We start from the raw sequence: 22,989 nt of genomic DNA, 5'->3' as shown, positions 1-22,989 counted from the left end.
AGAAAGAATCAGTAGCCCGGATTTTGAGTAAGTGCTTTGTCGGTTTGTAGCTGCTGAACCGGAATCGGTAGTACGAACCGATTGGCATCGGTTAAGTTGAAAACCGCTCCGGCCCGACCCGTGCGAACAATGTCGAACCAACGATGAGGTTCCAGCGCAAGCTCGACTCGTCGCTCGTTTTCAATCGCCAGCAGCACGGCCTCTTTTGTCGAGGTCGTCGTAGCGGTCAGAGCCGTTAGTCCCGCCCGGTCACGAATGGCGTTCAGGTCGGTCAGCGCATCGGCCAGCTTATCCTGTTGCGCCCGAGCCTCCGCCCGAATCAGATAGGCTTCGGCAATGCGGAATATGTAGGATGGGTCGGAGCCGGGGTTGCGGTAGTAGAGGTTGCCATACCAGCGATTCTGATTGTCTTTCGCGACCAAGACCGAGCGATTGCCCCCAACAGCCGGATCGTTCAGCAAGGCAACCAACGCATCGTTAGGTGCCCATTGCCGGGTACCGCCGTTGGTTTGCGGCTGCCATTGCCCTCGGTGACTGTTCACTTCGGTGGTGCCGTTGTAGAAAATCTCGAACACCGACTCTGCCGTTCCCCGCGCATCATTCTGGAAGAAAGCCCCATACGGTTTCAGCAGCTTGTAGTTGGTCGCATCGCTGATGAGTCGGCTGGCGTAATCTTCGGCTTTGGCGTAATCTTTCTGATATAGATAGAAGCGGGATTTCAGCGCAAAAATGGTTTTCTGCGTAATTCGGTAGCGATCAACCGTGGTGGGTAACAGCGGCTCGGCGGTTTCGAGGTCTTTCAGCACCTGCGCGTAGGTTTCGGCCTGCGTGCTCCGCTTGATACCCGAATTGTCGGTTGGTTTGATGGTCGGGTCGGTAATGATCGGAACGCCACCAAACGTACGGGCCAGGTCGAAGTAAGCGAGTGCCCGTATGGCATAGGCTTCGCCCAGATACTGGTTTTTCAAGGCAGTAGTCAGGGCCGGGTCTGTTACGGTTGGGACTTTGGCAATAATATTATTAGCCCGGTTGATGGTCCGGTAAATCGCAATCCAGACACTCGAAATGGTCGAGTTATCGGCGTTCACCTTCTTGTTGATAAACTCCTGTACCTGCGACTGTGAGCCTGTCCATTGAATATTATCGCCCGACAGATAGCCAATCGACTGAAAACTTGTACCGTAATAGTCGCCACTGGCCAGAGCACTATATACACCCCGCAGCGCGGTCAGTGCCGAATTCTGATCGGTAATCGTTTCCGTATCGGAGATCGACTCCAGCGGTTTTACATCTAAAAAATCTTTACAACTACTGACCGTGACCAGCAGAAGCAGAAAAAAGAGAGAGTTGATTGATTTCATTGGTTTATGTATGATTGGTTGTACCACCTCACCCCCAGCCCCTCTCCTGATTTCAGGAGAGGGGTGACTCATCAAGGGTAGCTGTTTTTCCATAAGACCATGAGTTTCCTTTGGAAAGCGCCCCTTTCTTAGGATGGGTGGGGCAAATTTTATAAAGTCAAACTAATGCCCCCCTGAATACCAACAGGTTGCGGAGGTGTACCGAGGTCGATGCCTTGTGCGTTCTGGTCGCTGCTGGAACTGGATTCGGGATCGAGGCCGGTGTAGTTGGTAAGCAGCCACAGGTTGGTGCCAACGGCGTACACACGAACGTTTTGAATACCTAATCGGCTCGTGATTGCCTTCGGGACCGTATAGCCTACTGTCAGCGATTTTAGTCGTAGGAATGAACCATCTTCCAGCCAGCGACTTCCACCATCCCGGTAGTTGTTGACATTGATGCCATCGGGACGAGGCACGTCGGTCACGTCGCCCGGTTTCTGCCAGCGGGCCAGATTTGATTTAAAAATGATCCGAGCGTCGTCACGCGCTCCACCGCCTTCCCCGAAGAATCGATTGTGGTTATAAATCTTATTGCCGTACTGATACGAGAAGAACAGGTTCACATCGAAGCCCTTGTACGAAAAGCTGTTGGTAAGGCCACCAAAGAATTTCGGCCAGATACTACCTACCAGTTGCCGGTCGTCGACGGTGATTTTACCGTCTTTGTTTACGTCGTCGTACACCACGTTGCCCGTTTGCGGATCAACATACAATTGTTTGTACACCCAGAACGAATACAGTGGAAAACCCTGCTGTTGGAGAATCAGGTCGCGGCTACCGTATTTGAGTGGCGTCGCCAGCTTTTCGATCCGGTTCACGTTCTGCGCCACGTTAAAGCTGGTTGTCCAGGTCAGGCCACTTTGGCGGAGGTTAACCGTGTTGATACCCAGTTCAAAACCTTTGTTACTGATTTCGGCCGCGTTGCTCCAATAGCTGCTAAAGCCCGTTGTTCCGGCCAGTGCGATTTGAAACAGGCCGTTGGTGGTGTATTTATCGTATACGTTCAGCTCCAGCCCAATTCGGTCGGTAAAAAGCGATACATCCAGCCCGGCACTAATTTGCCGGGTTCGCTCCCATTGCAGATCGGGGTTACCCAGTTGCTGAGGGGCAATACCTGGGCTTCCCTGATAGCCCGTGCCACCCGTCCAGAGGCCTTGTGCGGCAAAATTGCCGATGCCATTCTGGTTCCCCGTTACGCCCCAGCTAGCCCGCAGTTTTAAATCGCTGATAGCCGTAACGTCCTGTAGGAACGATTCCTGTTTCACGCGCCAGGCCACTCCTACCGATGGGAAATAGCCCCATTTACGGGACGATCCGAAACGCGACGATCCATCAGCACGAAGGCTGGCATCGATCAGGTATCGACCGGCGAAGTTGTAATCGGCTTTGGCGAAAAACGACGCCAGGGTACTCTTGCTCCAGTTTTGCGAACTAGCTGTGGTGGCCGCCGATGAAATCTGCGTAAAATTATCGTTCGGGAAGCCGCGTCCTTCGGCATAGGTACGGGTCAGGTTATCGCTCTGTAACGTATTTCCGATCAGCACCCCAAAGGAGTGACTGGAACCTATCTTTTTCCGGTAGGTCAGTGTTTGCTCATTCAGCCAGGTGGTATACTGGCTAATACTCGAGGTGGCATAGCCGTTTGGGCTACCCGAAATCAGCTTGGAATTCCAGTATTCCGACTCGTTGTAGTTGTTGTAATCGATGCCGAAGCTGGTCCGCAATTTCAGACCGGGTAGCAATTGGGCATCCGCATACAGGTTACCGATATACCGCAGGCTGGTCGTATGAACATTGTAGTTGTTGATCAGCAAGGTCAGGTTGTCGAAGCCAGCCCGTCCTACCAGCACACCCTGATCGTTGGTCGGCGACAGGTACGTAGGCGTATGCAACGCTGCCTGTAACAATCCACCCGCAGGGCCATCGCCTGCCCGCCCCTGATTGCGGTATGTCCGGGTGAACGTATTGCTGACACCCACCTGTATTTTGTCGTTTACCTGCTGATCCAGATTAACCTTAAAACTGGCCCGGTTAAAGTTGATGGGCCGAATAATGGCTTCCTGCGTGTTGTAGCCACCTGCGATGTAGTATTTGGTGGATTGGGTACCACCAGACAGGGAGATGTCGTAATTGCGGAGTTGAGCCGTTCGAAACAGTTCGCCCAGTCGGTCGTAGGTTTTCTGATCTTCGGGTAAACCACGTCCCCCTTCTGAAACGGGTCGGAATGGGCGGTTGGCAAACGTTCGGTTCAGCGACGGTGTATCTTTACCCGTATTTACCCACCATTCATTCACCAGGGTGGCATGTTCGGGGCCAGTGGTTAATTCCCAGAGTTTGGCAGCTTTCGCGGCACCTGCCGATGCATCGATTTTCAGCGTCGACCGCTGCCCGAAAGCACCGCGCTTGGTGGTGATCAGTACCACACCGTTGGCCCCACGAGAGCCGTATAATGCCGTAGCTTCAGCATCTTTCAATACCTCAATACTCTCAATATCAGACGGATTAATATCAGCAATGGGCGAGGTAGCTTTTCCTCCGGTACCAATCGTCTGAAGGCTGTTGCTGTTAATAAATACCCCATCGACCACGTAGAGCGGGTCGTTACTGGCATTGATCGATGTAGCCCCACGCACGCGAATGTTGACCCGTTCACCCGGTACGCCCGTAGCACTCGAAATCTGAACGCCCGGTACTTTTCCCTGCAACTGGGCATCCACACTACCCACAGGAATGGATTTGGTATCGGCCGGATCGATTTTGGCAATGGAACCAATCAGATTTTTCCGTTCCGATGTGCCGTACCCGACTACGATAACCTCGCTAAGTTGCCGTGAATCAGTTGATAACTGCACTTTTAATGGTGCCGTTCCATTGACGCGCACTTCGATGGTTTTATAGCCAATGGCCGACAGAATAAGCTGATCACCTGGTTTAGCCGACAAGCTAAACTGCCCGTTTGCATCGGTAACGGTCCCTTTCGACTGACCTTTCAGAACAATATTGACACCGGGAAGTACTTCACCGTTATCGGCCCGGACCGTGCCGGAAAGTGTAGCTAGTGAGGAATTAGCGGATCTGTCGGTTGATTGAGCAATCAGATCCAGCGAAGTGAGTAAAAAAATTACCCATACTGCATAGAGTTTTTGCATTACTTTGTAATGGTTACGTGAGAAACAGGGTAGTCCACCCGGCGTCGCAAGCGCCTGATGGATCAAAAACTAGCTTGTTGTGACCTGCCGAAACGGTTGCCGCCGTTTCGGCCTTTTTATTCATCCCACCTATACCGGTTGCCGCCAGCCTAAGTGGTTTGATCGGTTATAAACTTGACAATTATGAGCCTTTGGTATGACCCCGATGGGGTCATACCAAAGGCCAAACTCTAGATTGCTTAGTCATTTACCTTAGCAAATAACCGGATGTAATACGTATACACGTAGCAGCCAGCGCAAAAGCCGACAATCGACTCAAGAGCCGCAAAAACGGCCAGTACACTAACTGGAATTAGGGTTGAAATGCCTGCTAATCGTAGTCCTGTTATCAGAATGGCAAAGCCGAAGCCAATGCGGGCCGCGAATTGCTTGGGAGCCTGATCGGTGCCTTTATAAGGCAAATGAAAAGTATTTACCAGGCTGTCGGCAATTGTTCCCAAAGGACTGTATTTTCCCAAATCGGTACTTCGAAGACCGAAATCGATAAACAGTAAAAGTGGCAAAGCCAGCCAATTCGTTAGCCAATACACGATGGCTATAAGCAGGACAAGGCCTGCCACCAGACGAACCTTCGTCTCATTGATCTGAACCCCACTCGTGGGACATATAAGCTGGTTGTTTATGTTTTTAGTTGTTTTCTGTATTCTTCGTCAATCACTCTGCCGAACACTAACCAGCCCCTGAATGGCGGATAACTGCCGATGAATCCGGGCCAGCCGATTATCGTCCTGTACCCAGACCGTCAGACGGCCATCCACCCGAACACCATTGCCCACAAACGACAGGCCCGTAATTCGACACTGGTCATCCTGCGGGACGGCATTGGCTACGTCATCTACGAAATTCAGTCGGTCAAACCCGATAATCTGGTAGACCAGTTGGCGGTTTCCTGTTGTTGAAGCTGATAGCATACCGGAAGCGAATTGTCGTTGAACGTTGTTGTTTGTTGATGAAGTGTAGATTAAAAAATATTTAATCTATGTATTTAATATAGATTTAGATAAACACTTAACTTTGTCTGTTGATCAAGGAATCGAACGGATATGGGACTAGTTAATCAAGGAATTACCAGAACTGGAACCGATGAAACTACACGGCTACTATCCTCAGATTAACAAGGATAATGGTCTATTTCACAACAACATCGAAGCAGGCAGAAGTCCATTACGAACTGAGTTTGTGGTCATTGACGACGTAAAGGTAAGTGGGAGATTTTTTATTTTCCAAATTACTATACAAAATTTATCGGATAAATATATTACCCTAAAACTCTATCGAAATCACACACTAAATAAAATACTATATGATCTCTAAAAGAGCAAAATACGCGATCAAAGCCATGAAAGCGTTGACCCAGGCGTATGGGAACGGCCCCGTGCTGATTGCTCGCATTGCCGAGCAGGAACACATTCCTCAGAAATTTCTGGAAGGCATTTTACTGGAGCTACGCAATCATGGGTTGCTGCAAAGTCAGAAAGGGAAAGGGGGTGGCTACATGCTGCGGGTGGAGCCGGATCGGATCACACTGGCCCAACTCGTCCGTATTATCGACGGCCCCATAGCACCAACGCCTTGTGTGTCCCTTCATTTTTACACCCGCTGCGACGACTGTGACAGCGAAGACACCTGCAAGATCAGACCTATCATGCTACGTGTTCGAGACGCCAACCTGGCCGTTTACGAAAAAACAACCTTGCAAATGCTCGTTGCTGGTATGAAGGAGCCAACTACGCTGATACCTGTATAATCCAGCGCTGGCTTTTGCTACATTTGCTCTACACAGGCAATGCAAACGCTGATTCGGTATGGCCCCGCTTACACGCCGACAACATCTTTACCTCCGCCTGGCGCTGGTGCCCATCGCTGCGCTGGTCGCTTCGCATGTGGTGTTTGGTCAGCTATTTCCGGGGCAACCGGGCTATCAGTTTCCCTGGCCTTATTTTCTGACGGTAGCTACGGTAATGGCTTCCTGCTGGGAGGTGAACCTGGTTGTTTTTGACTGGCTTGATTCTCGACTACCGTTTGGTCAGCAACCCACCCGGCGTTTGGCAGCTCAGTTCGTTCTGGGCGGAGTAGCTACGTTACTAACCTTTGCCGTTGTCTTTCCGCTTGCTCAACGGCTGTATACACACCACTGGCCAGCCCTGCCAACGGTGTTGAAAGGAATAACGGTTTGTATTACGCTGGCGTCTCTGCTGAATGGTGGTTACGTAGGGCTTTATATTTTACGGGCTTTTTTGACCGAGCGTGAAACAAAAAACCGGTCCATTTCCGAAAGTTCTGCGGGCTCCAACTCAATCGCTACGCCTTTATCAGTGCCCCAACTGGTTACAGTAGCCATGCATACGGGTAAACTCCGGCTCCCTGTCGATCAGATTGCTTATTTCTATTCAACGGGTGGGCTGATCTTACTGGTCAAAACTGATGGACAGCAGGTGCCTACGTCCTATTCTTCCTTTGCCCAATTAACACCTCAGCTCGACAATCGATCCTTTTTTCAGCTTAATCGCCAGTTTCTGGTGGCTCAAAACGCCGTTCGGACGGTTCAGGACGATACCAATCGTAAGCTGGCCGTACTGCTTGTTCCGGCCCTGCACAAGCAGCAACCGCACGAAGAGGTGATGGTTAGTCGGTATCGGCGTCCTGATTTCAAAAAATGGTTTGAGGCTAGTCCAATCGCCTGACCATTCATCGTTCGTTTGGATACCATTCATCGTCAGAGCGCTCTGTCCATTGCATTTCTGTCTGACGACTGACCTTCCTTTGCCATTGCAAGTAATAAGACTTGCGGTAACAGGCCGCTATCATGCAACCCAATCTTTCTCATCTATACGAAACGACACCGCTCTGGCTCGACGCTTTTTTTGGAGCAACAACGCTCTTAACTGGTTATTTTCTCTACAGCATGGTTCGACAGGTTTCCAAGCGCGCTTCGAATCGACTAATACCTGGCGTATTGATCTGGCTAACCAGTTTAGCTCTACTAGCCTACAATCAGACTTTTCTCCACCTCGATGCCAGACCGCCAGGTTTAGTACTGGTTATTGGTCCACCATTACTTTTTATAATAAGCCTATTCATTACACCCCATGGGCGGCTCTGGATCGAAAAACTACCGTTGTCGGCACTGACCGTTCTCCATGTTGTACGGGTTCCTGTCGAGCTAAGTTTGTACGGACTTTATCTGTACCATCAGGTGCCCCAATTAATGACGTTTGAAGGTGGTAATTTCGATATTCTGTCAGGGCTGACGGCCCCTGTTGTGGCTTATTTTACGTTTCAACGCCACCAGTTGTCAAACCGATGGCTCTTAGCCTGGAACATGCTGGCGTTGGGCTTAGTGCTGAATATTGTGATTCATGCCATTTTGTCGGCCCCCTTACCTTTTCAACAATTCGGTTTCGACCAACCCAATGTGGGCATTCTGAAATCCCCCTACGTCTGGCTGCCAGGTTTCATTGTTCCTACCGTTTTTTTCGCACACCTGGTTGCCATTTATCGGCTGATAAAGAAGACGGTTCATAACAAGCCAATCTGAACGATGTGTCAATTACTTACACATCTACCTCTACAGTAGTGCCTTCTTCGGCAAAAACCCGAAAGGTGCCGCCCAGTTCCTGCGCGCGGGTTTGCATGTTCTGAAGGCCGTAGTGATGACTCGATACAACAGTATTGTTCCAGTTGAAGCCGCAGCCATTATCATGAATTCTGAGATTAATCCGTCCGCCCGAACTCACCTGCAACTGCACGTTGGCTACCGTAGCCTGAGCATGCTTAACAACGTTGTTCAGGGCTTCCTGTACAATTCGGAACAGGTTCAGTACCTGAGTCGATGAAAGCCGCTGCGATTGCGAACCCGTCACCTGGACATCTACGTGCAGACCATCCGGCTCGTGGAAGTAGCGATTGATATACTGGTTCAATCGCTCGTCAAACTCTTCGACGGTAAAGCTTTCCTGATGAATGGCCCAAATGGTTTCGCGAAGTAGCTTGACAGCTTCGCGGGTGTGCATAACAATCGTTCGTAAGCGCGACGCCCATTGCTTTCCTTCTTTCGTCGATTGTTTTTCGGCCTGATCGCTAATGTGTGTCAGATTGGTCACAATGAAGGCTAAGTGCGCCCCTACGTTATCGTGCAAATCGCGGGCAATCCGCTCTTTTTCGACCAGAAGGCTATTTTTCAGCGCCAATGTCTGCACTTCGGCTTCGTAGGCCCGTTGCTGCTGATCGGTGCTTTCTTTAATAAGCCGCTCGGTCCGGTCGCGCTCCATTTTGTAGCGATAGGCCAAACCAATGGTCAACACCAGTACCTCAAACAAAGCCGCTACGGCATAATACGTAAAATTGGCGACCGGCTCAACCGTAGGAATCAAACCAAAATTGGCGAAGACCTGCCCAAGATTAAGGGCGTAGAATGGCGAAACGGCAATCAGATACAACCAGGCTTCGCCAACGTGATACCGCCGAACAATTCCCACCACAATATAGGCCCCAATCACGGGCATGGGAAACCAGTAAAAAATCGAGAAGATTCGCACCATAATCAATTCGACAGTGGGCGAAAAGGGGGTAATCAGTTCAATAGTCAGACCAAGCAAGCAGAAAAGGCCACACCAGAGCACCACCGTTCCGATGGTATGCCAGTGCCGGGAAGGCGTATTTTTGACCGATAGAAAGGTACGGACGAAGGTTAGCTGCGAATAGAACAGAATCAGAGGGAAGAGGAAATAGATATTCTGCCGGGGCAACCAGAACTGAAGCTCGAAGCCAAACTGATTCAGAAAGCCGTCGTTGATGACAAAAAAGCCGACCAGACCAAGCAGGCAGAAAATGTATTTCGAATAAATTTGGTCGAGCGTGGTCAGAAAAAAAATAAGGCTCATAACTGCCACAAACGTCAGCGCAAACAGCACACCTCCCCAAAATAAGTAGCCTTTCTGAACCAGCGATTCATAGGCCGACTCTCGAACCAGGCTAATGGGTACAAGTTGTGTACCCCGCTGTTTATACATGCGAAAATAGGCCGTTACGCGCTCATGAGCGGGTACAGTAAACGGAAACCAGTAGTGACGGTGATACCGCAGCCGCTGGGTAGCAGGCGTCTTCCAGCCGATTACCGGCGACGCCGACAACACTCGATTATGGCTATCGACAATAAAAAGCTGGAGGGAATCGAACGACCAGAAATCAATTTCGACGAGCCAGGCTTGTGACGTTATCGAACCGTTTTCCATCCGAAATCGTAACCAGACAGGCCGGGCCGCTTTTATACCCGTTACATAGCCAAAATTAGGAACTGGGGTGGCTATAGGCTGGAATGCAGCATTGGAAGATAGGCTGCTCACCTCCGAAATGGTCAGATTAGCCAGCGAGTCGCGAAGATAAGCTAGTTTCCCGCTTAACGACACTTTATCACCCTGAGCAGGCAAACGAATGACGGGCTGCTTACTGAGCGGTTGTGCTGCCAGGCGAAAAGTCAGTAAGCAACAGCTTAAAATAAGAAATACCTGTTGACTAAAATGTCGCATCAGTGATTTGAGGTACCACTAATGTAGGCATTGAATATGTTTAAATTTATGCTGTAATAATTTTTTTGTCATCCCGACGCAGGAGGGATGACAAAAACACACCTATTAGGAAGGAATTTTTAACGTTTAAACAGGTTCACTCTTTCGCTCTTTCACAACGAGTAGCCGCCATTGTATTGCCGCCTGACAAACTGGTTGGCATAGTCGAAGTTGGTAATCTTCATGGTATCGCCATCCCAGAGAAGCCGTTTACGCCCCGTAAACTTGCCCCCTTCGCGAGCCATGTAGGAGCGCGTGGCTAAATTCCCCATCAGAACCGTTTCGGTAAGCGGCCCCGACTGATCAAACGACGACGATGTATAGGCGCCATACCCTTGTTTGCAGGCTTTCACCCATTGCTGCTGATGCCCTTCCGTTTTGCCTTCGACCAGCGGTTTTTCGGGAGCAGGCAAAGCCGTATTGGCAAACTTATCGGCCGGAAGCAGTTTCGGATCGTTGCCGAACAGGCCACCCGTCAGCATTCCTTTGGTACCAATAAACAGAATACCGCCATTATTATCCCGGAATACCTCCTCATACGCTACCCCTTCGGGCAGTTGGGGCCGAATTCCCCCATCGAACCAGGAGAATTTGATCTCTTTTACTTTTTTATCGTCTGACGGAAAGGTCAGGTGAATGGCCGACGAGGGGGGGCAACTATCGTCAAAGAAGGCTTCTTTAAAGAAATCGGCATAGACCGAACCGACGCTGCATTCTACGGAAGTTGGGTATTTGAGTTTTAGGGCACGGAAAGGTACATCCATGAAGTGGCAACCCATATCGCCCAAAGCGCCGGTGCCAAAATCCCAGTAGCCCCGCCATCGGGTCGGCATGTAGGCTTCGTGATAATTGCGGTAGGGAGCGGTTCCGAGCCAAAGCGGCCAATTAACTTCGGGCGGTACAGGCTGCGACTCACCTTTGTCTTTGGGCGACCGTACCCCCTGCGGCCAAACCGGGCGATCAGTCCAGCAGTAAACCGTGTGTACATGGCCAATCATCTTTTTCTGAATGGCCGTTTCGATAATCCGCGTAGCATCGCCCGAACTCCCCTGATTGCCCATTTGGGTGACTACTTTATAGCGTTCGGCAGCCTGTGTCAGCATCCGGGCCTCGTAAATATCGTGGGTTAATGGTTTTTCGACGTATACATGTTTGCCTAGCTGCATAGCGGCCATCGCAATAGGCGCGTGCATGTGATCGGGCGTACTGACAATGACGGCATCGAAGCTTTTGCCAGCCTTATCGAACATTTCGCGATAATCCTGAAAATACGGGGCATTCGGAAACTGAGCCCGGTATTTTTTCGCCTGACGATCATCGACATCACACAGGGCGACGATGTTATCAGAACCATTATTATACGCCAATCGGATGTTTACATCGGCTTTACCCCCACACCCAACGGCGGCAATAGCCAGTTTATCGGATGGAGCAATAATTCGTGAGCCATTAGCCGATTTTCCACCCAGCACATGACGCGGAACCAGCAGAAAACTGGCCGCAGCCAGGGTACTATTTTCCAGAAATTGACGACGAGAGGGCTTAGGCATGACTGAATGATTGAATTGTTGAATGATTGAATAAGAATTAAATGGAATATGCTTACTTATCCATTCAACAATTCAATCATTCAACAACTCAATAATTTAATCACCCCATAATCTGGCCCATTTTCATGGCGATGCCCATATCGCCTTTGATTTTGAGTTTCCCCATCATAACGGCCATCATCGGGTTCAGGTCGCCGGAGCTCATTTTCACCAGGTTATCGATTGTTACCTGCAAATCGCAATCGGCGGGTTTGTCTTCGTTCGACACGACAGCCGGTGATTGTGTGGCATCGATATACACAACACCCTGGTCAGTTACGAGCTTAACGGTAGCGTTGATATTATCGGTATGTGTAACTTTGGTCCGAATTTGCTCGGTCAGTTCTTGCAGAGTCATTTGCTTTGGTTTTCGTTGGTATGTAGGAAACTCTGCCACGAAAATAAGGTTTTGGGAAGTTACATACGCTACTTCCTTTTAACAGGTTCTTAAAGGCGGAGATAAATCCGTTAGTATTAAACAGGCGGACATCCTGTCCGCGTTACTATGCGCTCTCAATTTTTAACCCTTCTTTGTATTCTTACCTTTCTGAGTTGTGCCTGGGGAATAGCGGATGCTGTCATATCGTTTTCGCAAACCGAAGCCGTATCCGAAACAACGCAGATCGAGCGAGAAAACAAGTCTGGCGAACAATCGCCCAAGCAGTATTATGAGGATCGCTCGTCGGGGAATGTACCCCTTCCCAACGATCAGGAGCTGGTTCGCCTACTGGCAATTGCCTCTTTTATTTACTCACTGATTACCTTGATTGGGGCCATTTTCATGTTCCGGCTACGTCGTATTGGCTTCTGGATTTACGTGGCCGGGGTTATCTGCGGATTTGTTTTACCCGTGGCACTGGCCGGGTTTGAAGCCCTGAGTGTTTCGTTTGGTGTATTTTTCAGCCTGCTCTTTGTAGCGCTATACTGGCTATCAATCAAAGAAATGCATTGACCATTTTGCTCCAAACGTATTCCATCATGAATTACTTTGCTTTTGGATTAACCATTCAAACGGCCATCAATTTTGAAGGTGTTTTACAGCCGTCGAATGAATCGGCCGATATTACGATTACGGAAGGGGCTGTTCCTGAAAAAGCAGGGCAGCTCACCCGTGTCCAGCGACGGGGGGTACGGGCAAAATTCGGCCGGACAGCCGATGCCATCATTATCAACTGGGACGGAATCGGCAAGTTTCGGATCAGCGACGGCAACCAGATTGTGTACCAGAATCTTGGTGCCGACGAAGGAACGCTGCGTCTATTCCTCCTCAGCGAGGTGTTTGGAGTCATTCTGTACCAACGTGGCTTATTTCTGCTGCATGCCAGCGCCGTAGAGGTGAACAACCAGGCCATCGTTTTTATGGGCATACCGGGTGCCGGAAAATCAACTACGGCAACGGCATTTGGGAAAGCAGGCCATACCGTACTGTCGGACGATCTGGTGGCAATACAATTGATCGACAACAGGGCCTATGCCATTCCTGCGTTTAGTCAGTATAAAGTCTGGAGACAGGCGCTAAACGGGCTGGCTATCGATGCTTCTGCCCTGTCTCCTTCTTTTGAAGGGGCGGAAAAGTTTCTGATCACCCAGCCACTGGATACATTTCCTAAAGAGCCGGTTCTGCTGCGCCAGATCAACATTCTTTTCCCGCCTAACTCCCGCGTCAACGAAGGCCAAATCAGCGCCATACGCGCTCCGGTCGAATTACTTCGGCATTTTCCGATACCCGTTCAGCTTTTAACCAAACCCTACCTACCCCAACATTTCCAGCAATCATTGCAAATTGCCCAATCAGCATCGATTCATTTCATGAAACGTACCAAAGACTTTCAGGCACTGGAAGCGTATGTAGCTGAGCTTGGGGGCGAACGGGTAGATTAGGAAGTTACTCGCTGCGTTAGCAGGACAAAAGTAATCTGGCCAGTCATTAAACCTTAGCTAGCAAAGCAGGATCATATACAGGTCGGCATGATTTTTCGTTTACTACGCTGACAAGTCGTCTGCGAATTAGTTATACATCAAAATCACTGCCTCAACTGTCTTATGAATCTATTTCGTTTCGCCATTTTCCTGCTCATAGTATCCCTGATAACTCCTTCTTTCGCCCATAACACCGACGACCCTGATGCGGTGCTGGGAAAATGGCTTAGCTCAAAGAAGAGGAACCAGGTCCAGATCTATAAACAGGGGAATAAATATTACGGCAAACTGGTCTGGATGCTTGAGCCGAACGATCCATCTACCAACAAGCCGAAAGTTGACACTGAGAATCCAGACGAAAAGCTACGGAATCGCCCTCTGATCAATATGGTATTGCTGAAAGATTTGGTTTACAAAGGCAACAATGTCTGGAGTGGCGGAGAAATTTATAACCCGGAAGATGGCAAAACCTACAATTGCGACCTGACGCTGAAAGACGCCAACACGCTCGATTTTCATGGCTACGTAATGGGAATCAGCCTATTAGGCAAAACCCGAACCTGGACGCGGGTACGCTAAATCCTATTCAACAATCCAGCGATTGAGCGAATTATGCCTGCCTTCCAGCACAACCTTCACAAAGCCGGAAGGCAGTTTGGGCACATCGAGGGTAGCGGCTTCGGCACTGGCAGGAACTTCGGCCAGTAAACTGTATTGGTCGCGTTGTCCTTCTTCAAAGTGATTGGTTGTCGATACCCAAACTTTTACGCTACCTTCCTGATCGACAGCTTTCCAGTTCAGTAAAAGCTTACCGGATTCTTTTCGGGCTTTAGGCTCTGTAATGGAGATTTTACCTGTCAGTGGAACACCGTCGAGTTCAAAGGCCTGCTCTTTCGGAATGGTTATGCCTAAATGACGGGCCATGGTTGGCATGATATCGACAATGGCGGGCGTGGCTGTTTTAAACTGGCTATTGAGGTCTTTGGCGTTCGTCACAATCCAGGTAGCCCGCTCCCGATCCGACTGCCCGCCATGGTTTTTGCCTGTATCGGCACTACGGCCATGATCGGTCGTGATGAAAAGCTGCCAATCTTCACCAAACGTTTTCTGACGATATTGAATGGCTTTCCATAAACGGCCCATCTGATCGTCCATTAGGCCAACGGCTTTATAAAACTGTTCGCTGTCGCCGTATTTATGCCCCATATCGTCGGTATATTCCAGATACACCCACGACAGATCCGGGCTTTCGTCCTGAATATATCGGCACGCTTCGGCAACTACTTTTTCGTCGATCCGGTGGATATAGTCTGATTGCTTATCGTGCGGAAAAAGCAGCGTATCATGTTCCAGGCCATCGAAAGAATAGTCGATCCGTAGGTTTCCGGTTTGGGGCAGGTCTTCGCCCACCAGTTTGGTCCGGTTATCGAGCCAGGTTGAAAAAACGGCTGTTTTCCGGGCGGGATATTGCTGTTCAAAAAAGCGAAAAATAGTCCAGTAGGCGTAGTTGGGCGCTTTGATGCTGTTGTCCCACACGTTGTGCTTATTGACCCAGGTGCCTGTAAGCAGGCTGTTATACCCAACCGCCGAAATGGTTGGCGTTTGCGAATAGCTGCTTTTTTGTCCGCCTACATAAGCCCGAGCGTAGCCACCCTCTTTGGCAATAGCTTTCAGATTGGGCGTCGGCTGTTTCTCGATGACGTCGGGCGGAATGCCGTCCACAATTACAAACAAGGCTTTTTTAGCTTTCGTTTGCGCCCAACTAGGCTGAGTAATGAGCAGGTAAGCGGCAATAAACAGGAGCAATTCTACAATCCGTTTCATGGGAACCAGTACGCCATTTTGCCCCAAAATAAGTGCAGTTCGGTGAATACTGGGCGGTCGGCCCGAAAACTTTACAGTTGGTTAATACCAGAGAACTGTTTCGTTTTTTGTCATTTCGACCAGGGGAGAAATCTCAAGCTTACTAATAGGCAAGTTTGAGATTTCTCCCCTGGTCGAAATGACAAAAAATGTTAAAATCCAATTGAATTACCGCCATCGACTGGCAGCGACACACCCGTAACATACCGGGCCGCTTCAGAAGCCAGAAAAACAGCCGCCCAGCCAATATCGGATGGTTTTCCGAACGCGCCCATGGGGGTTCGACGCATGGCGCGGGCAAAACGGTCAGGATCACCACTCATGGCCGTTTTGCTCATGGCCGTTTCAATAAAGCCCGGTGCAATCGAATTGACCCGAACCCCGTTGCCCGAAAATTCCGACGCCAGCACTTTCACCATGCCTTCCACACCCGACTTGGAAGCCGCATACGCAGCCACCCGGTCGATACCATAATAGGCCGCCATCGACGAAATCATGATGATCGAACCGCTTTGGCGCGCCATCATCCGTCGGGCACAGGTACGCGTCAGGCTAAAAACCGAGTTCAGGTTGGTATGTACGATCCGGTCGAAATCAGCGTCGGAGACCTCCAGAGCGGGCTTTTTCATATTGATCCCCGCATTATTCACCAGAATATCGATGGGCCCCAGCTCGAACTCAATTTTTTCGACCAGTTCCTCCAGCGATTCGCGGTCAGTTACGTCGTTAACCTGATAATGGGCGCGTTCGCCTAAAGCCTGTACAGCTTCGTTTAGCGGCTCTTCCCGACGGCCTGTGATGACGACACGGCCACCCGATTCTACCATGCAGCGGGCAATATCAAAACCAATCCCACTACCTCCGCCGGTGATTAGCGCTAGCTTACCTTCAAGTGAAAATACGGCTGGATATGTCAAATTTTCTGTTTGTGTCATTACGATTATACATAAATTTATCGAACGCAGATTTTTATGATGATTATGATTTGTTAAGATTACAAAATCATTTACAACTAACAATTGCCTGATTATTAGAAGCTTATCAAAGGATTATGATCTATAAAAATCATAATCATCATAAAAATCTGTGTTCTATTGTGCCAACAGCTATATTAATGGTATTACTCTATCGACTCTAAACTGCGCTCGATACCCAGTTCAAGCCCCCGCAGCTCAGCCAGACCGCGTAAGCGCCCGATGGCAGAATAACCGGGATACGTTTTTTTATGTAAATCATCAAGCATCTGATGGCCATGATCGGGCCGCATGGGAATAGCCGTTTCACCGATGCCTGCCTTTGTGCGTCGTTTCTGTTCCAGAACTATTTCTTTCATAACCGCATACATATCGACATCGCCCGCTAAGTGATCGGCTTCGTGAAAGTTACGTGGATCGGCTTCGCGCTTGGTCGTGCGCAGGTGAATAAAATGGATACGATTGCCAAACCGCCGAATCATTCCCGGCAAATCGTTGTCGGGTCGGATGCCCAACGAGCCCGTACAAAACGTAATGCCGTTCGCAAGTACATCGCAGGCATTCATGAGTTGTGCCAGATCAGCCTCCGTACTGACTACGCGGGGTAAGCCCAGCAATGGCCTTGGTGGATCGTCGGGATGAATGCACAGGTTGACACCCACCTCCTGCGCTACCGGAGCCACCTGCTGAATAAAGTAATACAGGTTTTCCCGTAATGCCTGATCGCCAATCTGACTATACTCATTGAGTAAGCCCTGAAAGGTATCCAGCGAAAAAGCCTCTTCGGAACCCGGCAATCCAAGCAAAACGGTATTGGTCAGTTCGGCAACCTGTTCAGCCTTCATTTGCGCCAGTTTCTGTCGGGACGATTCGATGATCTCCGGTTCGTAATCAGCTTCGGCACCGGGTCGTTTCAGAATATAAAGGTCAAACAGGGCGAAATCTTCCCAGACGAACCGAAGGGCCAGTGAACCGTCGGGCATTTCGTACTTAAGATTGGTTCGCGACCAGTCCAACACCGGCATAAAGTTGTAACAGACCGTTCGGATGCCACAAGCGGCCAGATTTCGGATGGATTGCTGGTACGTCTCAATATACCCAGAGCGGGTTGGCCGTCCTTTCTTGATATCTTCATGAACGGGCAGACTTTCCACGACTGCCCAGTGCAGTGATGAATACCGCTCGTTATCGGCTTCAATCAACTGCTTGCGTTTGGTGATTTCATCGATGGTCCACAGGTCGCCTACCGGAATCTGATGCAGGGCGGTCACAACACCCGTGCAACCTGCCTGCCGAATAGCCATCAGCGAAACTGCATCGTTCGGCCCGAACCAACGCATAGTTTGTAACATACTCATTTGATATAGTCAATACAATTTAAGTATCACCGCGAGGACGCTAAGGCGCTAAGAATTGACTATCAATCCATTTTAACCCTTGCGCCTTAGCGTCCTCGCGGTGAAAAATAGGGCTTGCATACTGATAGTTGACGAACGTATAGTTCGTTTAGGTCCCAGTCTCAAACTTACACAAAGAACGGAACATCTTTGGGGGCGTATTTCCGCATACCCTCTTCGTTGATTTCAACGCCAATACCGGGTTTTTCGGATAATGGAATAAACCCTTTCTCCACCATCGGCCCGTCGAAGGTAACGATCTCTTTGAACATAGGCTCCTCGTGGAAGTAAATCTGCCATTCCAGAATCAGGAAGTTGGGCACCGAGGCACATACATGGCTTGACGCCATAGCCCCCAGATACGACGCTACCATGTGTGGTGCAAACGGTACGTAATAGAGATTCGCCAGATTGGCAATTCGTTGTGCTTCACCCAATCCACCTGCTTTCTGCAAATCGGGCATAATGATGTCGACAGCACCAATTTCAAGCAATCGCCGGAAGCCGTGGGCCAGATAATGGTTCTCGCCCGCGCAAATAGGCGTTGTGGTAATCTCCCGGATTTGCCGATACGCTTCGGGATTTTCGGCCGGAATGGGTTCTTCCAGAAAGAGCAGTTTAAGCGGCTCCATCATCTTGGCGACCCGTCGGCCGGTCGTCATGTCGTATCGCCCGTGCATGTCTACGCAGATGTCGATTTTAGGGCCAACAGCTTCCCGAACCCCCGCAATCTGGTTGTACATCCGCTCTAACTCGCCGGGGCTGGCGGTCCAGTTGTAGGCATCATATTTATTGGGGTCGTTGCGCTCGTCGATGTCGTATTTTACGGCCGTAAAGCCCATATCGACCGCACGCTTGGCACTTTTACCAAACGACTCCGGGCTTGTATCCGTCTCCCGGTAGGCACCTGTATCGCAGTACACCCGGATTTTATCCCGAAATTTCCCACCGAGTAACTGGTACACTGGTAGGCCAAGCGCTTTCCCGGTCAAATCCCAAAGCGCGGTTTCGACAGCCGACAAAACTGATACATATATACCGGCCTGCGCTCCCTCAAAAAAGCCCGACTTCCGAACATCTTCGAAAATACGGTTGACATTCAGCGGACTTCGACCTTTAATCCGCTGGCCAATCAGTTTGACCAGGTGGTAGGTTCCGACCGACGCATCGACGGCTTCTCCACACCCCCAGATGCCCTGATTGGTATGCACTTTCACAAACAGACTATGGCCACCGCGCGTGTAACCACATTTGATGTCAGTAATTTTCAGATCGGACGGGGCCGATGATAACGGAGTCCGCTCGATGGCGGTTTCCAGCCCTTCGCCAAAGCTGGACAGCGCGCTGCCACTAAATACACTGGCTAACGCACTTTTGGTTAGAAATGAACGTCTTGAGGTTTTCATGAGGTTTTAGGAACGCTAGGTTTACCTATTTTTACCAGGTTCGATTTTTGAGATAATCCTGAATCTGCTCTTTTGGAACAGGAAGCTCATTAATGTGCGAATTCAGCCACTGCGAGAAGTCTTTTTCGATTTCATCCGACCAGCGTGTGTCGATTTGACCGGGCGTATATTTCTGCTCGCGCAGACGCTGATGGCCGAACATATCGCGCAGGCGAATGATCTCGGAGGTTTTCACCACTTTTTCGGCCAGATGGGGAGGAATGAAGCAAACTCCTCCATCGCGTCCTAGGACGATGTCGCCGGGCATAACCATCACTTTTCCGATTCGGGTGGGGCGATTGATGCCGACTAAGGTTGTGTTGAGATCGCCTTCCGGGTTATGGTGCGAGGGGTGATAGCTACGAAAATACGACGTAAAGCCACCAATTTCCTTCAGTCCGGCGATGTCGCGAACCGCTCCTTCGTACACGATACCATTGCCCGTTTTGGCGTAGATCGAATTACCCAGATTGTCGCCAATGGTTGGGCCATCTTCGTGCATATCAAACTGATCGACCACATACACATCACCTTTGACCAGCAAATCAATCGGCCAGGCATTCTGTGACTTCACCCGACCATCTTTGGTATGGCCTTTTTCATCCGTAACCCGATGAACATCAGGCCGACCCGGCATAAACGTAGCGGTTACCGCCCGGCCTACCAAAACACTGTCGGGGTTAATGGTTTGCCAGCCACCCGCATACTGGTAGCGGTATTTTTCGCCTTTCAGAACAGCCCAGGCTTCTTCCTGCGTAACCAGTTTCATCCGCTTCAGAATGGCATCGGGTACTTTGGGTCGCCCATCCGGAAAACGTTCACCTTTCCAGTCGGGCGTCAGGAAGATTAGCTCTTCCTTTGAAATCTGTTGTGCAACCGATTGCACGGTATGACCAAGTAAGATTAGCATGGTCAGCCAAATGAATACATGCTTCATATAGATTAGGATGTAAGGGGGTTTACAGAAGGTTTGTCAATTACAATGACAGCAACTATTTCTCTTTCTTCCAAAGCATATTCAGCGATTATCCTACCCTCGATAAGTAAAGGCAACCACAGGCCGGGTTTAAGATATAGTTTTAATAATCTGAAAAACTCCACTGCCAATGCGCAATAGCACAATTCAGTACACATCAACTCTTCTTTTCTTACTTTTTCTTACGGGTTGGACACAGGCCCAAACCCTGCGCCCCCCCGCTTATCCACTCATCACGCACGATCCTTATTTTAGTTTGTGGAGTATGACCGATAAACTGACCGACTCCCCTACCCGCCACTGGACGGGTAAGCCTCAATCGCTGGAGGGCATTATTCGGGTCGATGGTAAGCCGTATCAGTTTTTAGGTGCCGTACCGACAACCTACGAACCCATTCTGGCATCGGGTGAGTCGAAGCCTTATTCGGCTAAGTACACGCTGGAAAAACCCGACAAAGGCTGGGAGAAGGCTGATTATGATGATAGTAAATGGATGTCGGGCACAGGTCCTTTTGGCGATACCCCCGATGCGCATACCAAATGGGTCAACAGCCAGACCATGAAAGAGGGTATCTACGTTCGTCGGGAATTTACCTATGATGGAAAAGCCGATCTATCAAAACTTCTGCTGGTACTCAATCATGACGACGACGTAGTGATCTACCTCAACGGCACCAAAATTCTCGATAAACCCGATTACGTCAACGAATACATCTATCTGCCGTTCCCCGAAGCAGGTCAGAAGGCACTTAAAACGGGCAAGAACGTGCTGGCCGTTCACTGTGTAAGTCCACGCGGAGGGTCGTTTATTGACGTCGGTATTGTTAACCCCATCACCAACTCGTCGGTCTCCGCAGCAACGCAAACGGATGTGACGGTATCGGCAACGCAAACCCGCTACACCTTTATAGCCGGGCCTGTCAATCTAACGGTCAACTTCCTGTCGCCCCTATTACTCGACGAACTGGAGGTAGCGGCTCGCCCTGTAAGCTACGTTTCCTTCGATGTACAATCGTCGGATAAGAAGCCCCACTCGGTACAGGTATTTTTTAGTGAATCGGGCACCATTGCGACCAACACCATCGGCCAGGAGGTGATTACGAAAACGGCCCAGACCAGTGGCCTCACCTATCAGGTGGTTGGCACAGAAGCCCAGCCCGTATTAGGCCGTAAAGGAGACAATGTCCGTATTGATTGGGGGTATGCCTATCTGGCTGCTCCCCAACAGGCCGGAAACCAAACCGCATCGGGCTTGGCTAATGGGCTAAAACAGGGTTTTCTGGCAAAAGGCCAGTTGCCAGCTACGGGTACCCGACCAGGACCTAAGGCGGCTGTCGATATAGCCCTCGCTGCCGTGCTGGACTTCAACAACATAACCGGCCCAGCTACCAAACATCTCCTGCTGGGCTACGACGATCTGTATTCGGTGCAGTATTTCAAGCAGAATTTACGGGCCTGGTGGCGTCGGGATGGAAAAACGTCTATGGCCGATCTGTTGCAGATAGCCGAGAGCGATTACAACCGACTTCGTCAGAAATGCACCACGTTCGACGCCAAACTCCGTGCCGATGCCCAGAAAGCAGGCGGCAAAGAATACGCCGACTTGTGCGTACTGGCCTATCGTCAGACTATTGCTGCCCATAAGATTGTAGCCGGTCCCAAAGGAGAAACATTCTTTTTCTCAAAAGAGAATTTCTCGAATGGCTCCATCGGTACGGTCGACATCACCTATCCGTCGGCTCCACTCTTCCTGCTATATAACCCGCTTCTGTTGAAAGGCATGATGGAACCCATTTTTCAGTATTCGGAAAGTGGCCGATGGACCAAGCCTTTTGCCGCTCACGACGTAGGGACGTACCCCCTGGCAAATGGGCAAACCTATGGTGAAGATATGCCCGTGGAGGAATGTGGCAATATGTTGATTCTGACGGGTGCTATTGCCAAAGCCGAAGGCAATGCCAACTACGCTAAGCAACACTGGAAAACGCTGACTACCTGGGTAGAATACCTGAAAAAGGATGGATTCGATCCGGCCAATCAGCTTTGTACCGACGATTTTGCCGGTCATATCGCCCGAAATGCCAACCTGTCGTTGAAAGCTATTCTGGGTATTGCCGCTTACGGCCAACTGGCAGGGCAACTGGGCGACAAAGCCACGGCTGAAAGCTACCTCAAGACGGCGAAAGAAATGGCCGCTAAATGGCAACCCCTGGCTCTGGACAAAACCGCATCGGATAAAACGCATTACGACCTTACGTTTGAAAATCCGGCCGACACCTGGAGTCAAAAGTATAATCTAGTGTGGGATAAGCTTTTAGGTATCAACATTTTCCCCAAAGACATTGCCCAAAAAGAAATCGCCTACTACCTGACCAAGCAGGAGCCGTATGGCCTGCCACTGGACAGCCGCAAGACCTACACCAAGTCAGACTGGATTATGTGGACCGCTACGATGGCGAGTTCATCCAAAGATTTTCAGGCGCTGATAAGACCTGTCTGGCGGTATGCCAACGAAACCCCCTCGCGGGTGCCCCTTTCCGACTGGCACGAAACCGTCAACGCCAAACAGGTTGGTTTTCAGGCCCGATCTGTAGTGGGTGGTTATTTTATTAAAATGCTCGAAGGCAAACTGGCTAAATAAACGAC

Annotated in this window: 19 protein-coding genes; 7 read left to right on the top strand and 12 right to left on the bottom strand. The window is 50.0% G+C overall.

The window, feature by feature from the left end; all coding sequences use genetic code 11:
• Positions 1 to 8 precede the first annotated feature (8 nt).
• The 4 genes from B5M13_RS02440 to B5M13_RS02425 form a co-directional block, all read right to left on the bottom strand.
• Positions 9 to 1,361: a RagB/SusD family nutrient uptake outer membrane protein gene (locus B5M13_RS02440; protein WP_080054135.1), complete on the bottom strand. Its 1,353-nt coding sequence runs from the start codon at positions 1,359 to 1,361 to the stop codon at positions 9 to 11.
• A 149-nt stretch (positions 1,362 to 1,510) separates the two neighbouring features.
• The gene (locus tag B5M13_RS02435; protein WP_080054134.1) at positions 1,511 to 4,552 is read right to left on the bottom strand and encodes a SusC/RagA family TonB-linked outer membrane protein; all 3,042 of its coding nucleotides are present in this window, start codon (positions 4,550 to 4,552) and stop codon (positions 1,511 to 1,513) included.
• A gap of 239 nt (positions 4,553 to 4,791) precedes the next feature.
• Positions 4,792 to 5,172 (bottom strand): DUF4395 domain-containing protein, encoded by a 381-nt coding sequence (locus tag B5M13_RS02430; protein WP_245859705.1) that lies wholly within the window; start codon positions 5,170 to 5,172, stop codon positions 4,792 to 4,794.
• Between the two features lie 90 nt (positions 5,173 to 5,262).
• Complete coding sequence (locus B5M13_RS02425; RefSeq protein WP_080054132.1) at positions 5,263 to 5,523, bottom strand: hypothetical protein; 261 nt, start codon at positions 5,521 to 5,523, stop codon at positions 5,263 to 5,265.
• 392 nt (positions 5,524 to 5,915) lie between these two features.
• Between B5M13_RS02425 and B5M13_RS02415 the strand changes: the two genes are divergently transcribed.
• The 3 genes from B5M13_RS02415 (at position 5,916) to B5M13_RS02405 (ending at position 8,150) form a co-directional block, all read left to right on the top strand.
• Complete coding sequence (locus B5M13_RS02415; RefSeq protein ID WP_080054130.1) at positions 5,916 to 6,359, top strand: RrF2 family transcriptional regulator; 444 nt, start codon at positions 5,916 to 5,918, stop codon at positions 6,357 to 6,359.
• A 58-nt stretch (positions 6,360 to 6,417) separates the two neighbouring features.
• Complete coding sequence (locus B5M13_RS02410) at positions 6,418 to 7,296, top strand: LytTR family DNA-binding domain-containing protein (protein ID WP_080054129.1); 879 nt, start codon at positions 6,418 to 6,420, stop codon at positions 7,294 to 7,296.
• Positions 7,297 to 7,418: 122 nt separating this feature from the next.
• On the top strand, positions 7,419 to 8,150 hold the full coding sequence (locus B5M13_RS02405; RefSeq protein WP_080054128.1) for a hypothetical protein: 732 nt from the start codon (positions 7,419 to 7,421) through the stop codon (positions 8,148 to 8,150).
• Positions 8,151 to 8,166: 16 nt separating this feature from the next.
• Here the strand turns inward: B5M13_RS02405 and B5M13_RS02400 are convergent, their stop codons facing one another.
• From B5M13_RS02400 to B5M13_RS02390, 3 genes are all read right to left on the bottom strand, one after another.
• Entirely contained in the window at positions 8,167 to 10,140 is a 1,974-nt protein-coding gene (locus tag B5M13_RS02400; RefSeq protein WP_080054127.1) for a sensor histidine kinase, read from the bottom strand.
• Between the two features lie 152 nt (positions 10,141 to 10,292).
• Positions 10,293 to 11,729: a Gfo/Idh/MocA family protein gene (locus B5M13_RS02395; RefSeq protein ID WP_080054126.1), complete on the bottom strand. Its 1,437-nt coding sequence runs from the start codon at positions 11,727 to 11,729 to the stop codon at positions 10,293 to 10,295.
• A gap of 100 nt (positions 11,730 to 11,829) precedes the next feature.
• On the bottom strand, positions 11,830 to 12,126 hold the full coding sequence (locus B5M13_RS02390; RefSeq protein ID WP_080054125.1) for an SCP2 sterol-binding domain-containing protein: 297 nt from the start codon (positions 12,124 to 12,126) through the stop codon (positions 11,830 to 11,832).
• Between the two features lie 147 nt (positions 12,127 to 12,273).
• On the opposite strand from B5M13_RS02390, the gene B5M13_RS02385 reads away from it, so the two are divergent.
• The 3 genes from B5M13_RS02385 (at position 12,274) to B5M13_RS02375 (ending at position 14,267) form a co-directional block, all read left to right on the top strand.
• Complete coding sequence (locus B5M13_RS02385; RefSeq protein ID WP_080054124.1) at positions 12,274 to 12,720, top strand: hypothetical protein; 447 nt, start codon at positions 12,274 to 12,276, stop codon at positions 12,718 to 12,720.
• Between the two features lie 26 nt (positions 12,721 to 12,746).
• Positions 12,747 to 13,649 (top strand): phosphoenolpyruvate carboxykinase (ATP), encoded by a 903-nt coding sequence (locus tag B5M13_RS02380; RefSeq protein ID WP_080059767.1) that lies wholly within the window; start codon positions 12,747 to 12,749, stop codon positions 13,647 to 13,649.
• Between the two features lie 162 nt (positions 13,650 to 13,811).
• Positions 13,812 to 14,267 (top strand): DUF2147 domain-containing protein, encoded by a 456-nt coding sequence (locus B5M13_RS02375; protein WP_080054123.1) that lies wholly within the window; start codon positions 13,812 to 13,814, stop codon positions 14,265 to 14,267.
• Positions 14,268 to 14,270: 3 nt separating this feature from the next.
• Here the strand turns inward: B5M13_RS02375 and B5M13_RS02370 are convergent, their stop codons facing one another.
• The 5 genes from B5M13_RS02370 to B5M13_RS02350 all read right to left on the bottom strand — a co-directional run bounded on the left by B5M13_RS02370 (position 14,271) and on the right by B5M13_RS02350 (position 20,277).
• On the bottom strand, positions 14,271 to 15,512 hold the full coding sequence (locus tag B5M13_RS02370; RefSeq protein WP_080059766.1) for an alkaline phosphatase family protein: 1,242 nt from the start codon (positions 15,510 to 15,512) through the stop codon (positions 14,271 to 14,273).
• A 191-nt stretch (positions 15,513 to 15,703) separates the two neighbouring features.
• Positions 15,704 to 16,486, bottom strand: a complete 783-nt coding sequence (locus B5M13_RS02365; protein WP_080054122.1) for an SDR family NAD(P)-dependent oxidoreductase — start codon at positions 16,484 to 16,486, stop codon at positions 15,704 to 15,706.
• Between the two features lie 185 nt (positions 16,487 to 16,671).
• Positions 16,672 to 17,865 carry a mannonate dehydratase gene (gene uxuA / locus B5M13_RS02360; RefSeq protein WP_245859703.1) on the bottom strand — a complete coding sequence of 398 codons (1,194 nt, stop codon included), beginning with the start codon at positions 17,863 to 17,865 and terminating at the stop codon, positions 16,672 to 16,674.
• 185 nt (positions 17,866 to 18,050) lie between these two features.
• Positions 18,051 to 19,328, bottom strand: coding sequence for a mandelate racemase/muconate lactonizing enzyme family protein (locus tag B5M13_RS02355; protein WP_080054120.1), 1,278 nt, complete (start codon positions 19,326 to 19,328; stop codon positions 18,051 to 18,053).
• A gap of 31 nt (positions 19,329 to 19,359) precedes the next feature.
• Positions 19,360 to 20,277: an RraA family protein gene (locus B5M13_RS02350; protein ID WP_245859694.1), complete on the bottom strand. Its 918-nt coding sequence runs from the start codon at positions 20,275 to 20,277 to the stop codon at positions 19,360 to 19,362.
• Between the two features lie 196 nt (positions 20,278 to 20,473).
• On the opposite strand from B5M13_RS02350, the gene B5M13_RS02345 reads away from it, so the two are divergent.
• Positions 20,474 to 22,984 carry a glutaminase family protein gene (locus tag B5M13_RS02345; RefSeq protein ID WP_080054118.1) on the top strand — a complete coding sequence of 837 codons (2,511 nt, stop codon included), beginning with the start codon at positions 20,474 to 20,476 and terminating at the stop codon, positions 22,982 to 22,984.
• The last annotated feature ends 5 nt before the right edge of the window (positions 22,985 to 22,989 follow it).

It is taken from the genome of Spirosoma aerolatum (assembly GCF_002056795.1).
In the GTDB taxonomy this organism is placed as follows: domain Bacteria; phylum Bacteroidota; class Bacteroidia; order Cytophagales; family Spirosomataceae; genus Spirosoma; species Spirosoma aerolatum.
This window is presented reverse-complemented; position numbering and strand designations above follow the sequence as displayed.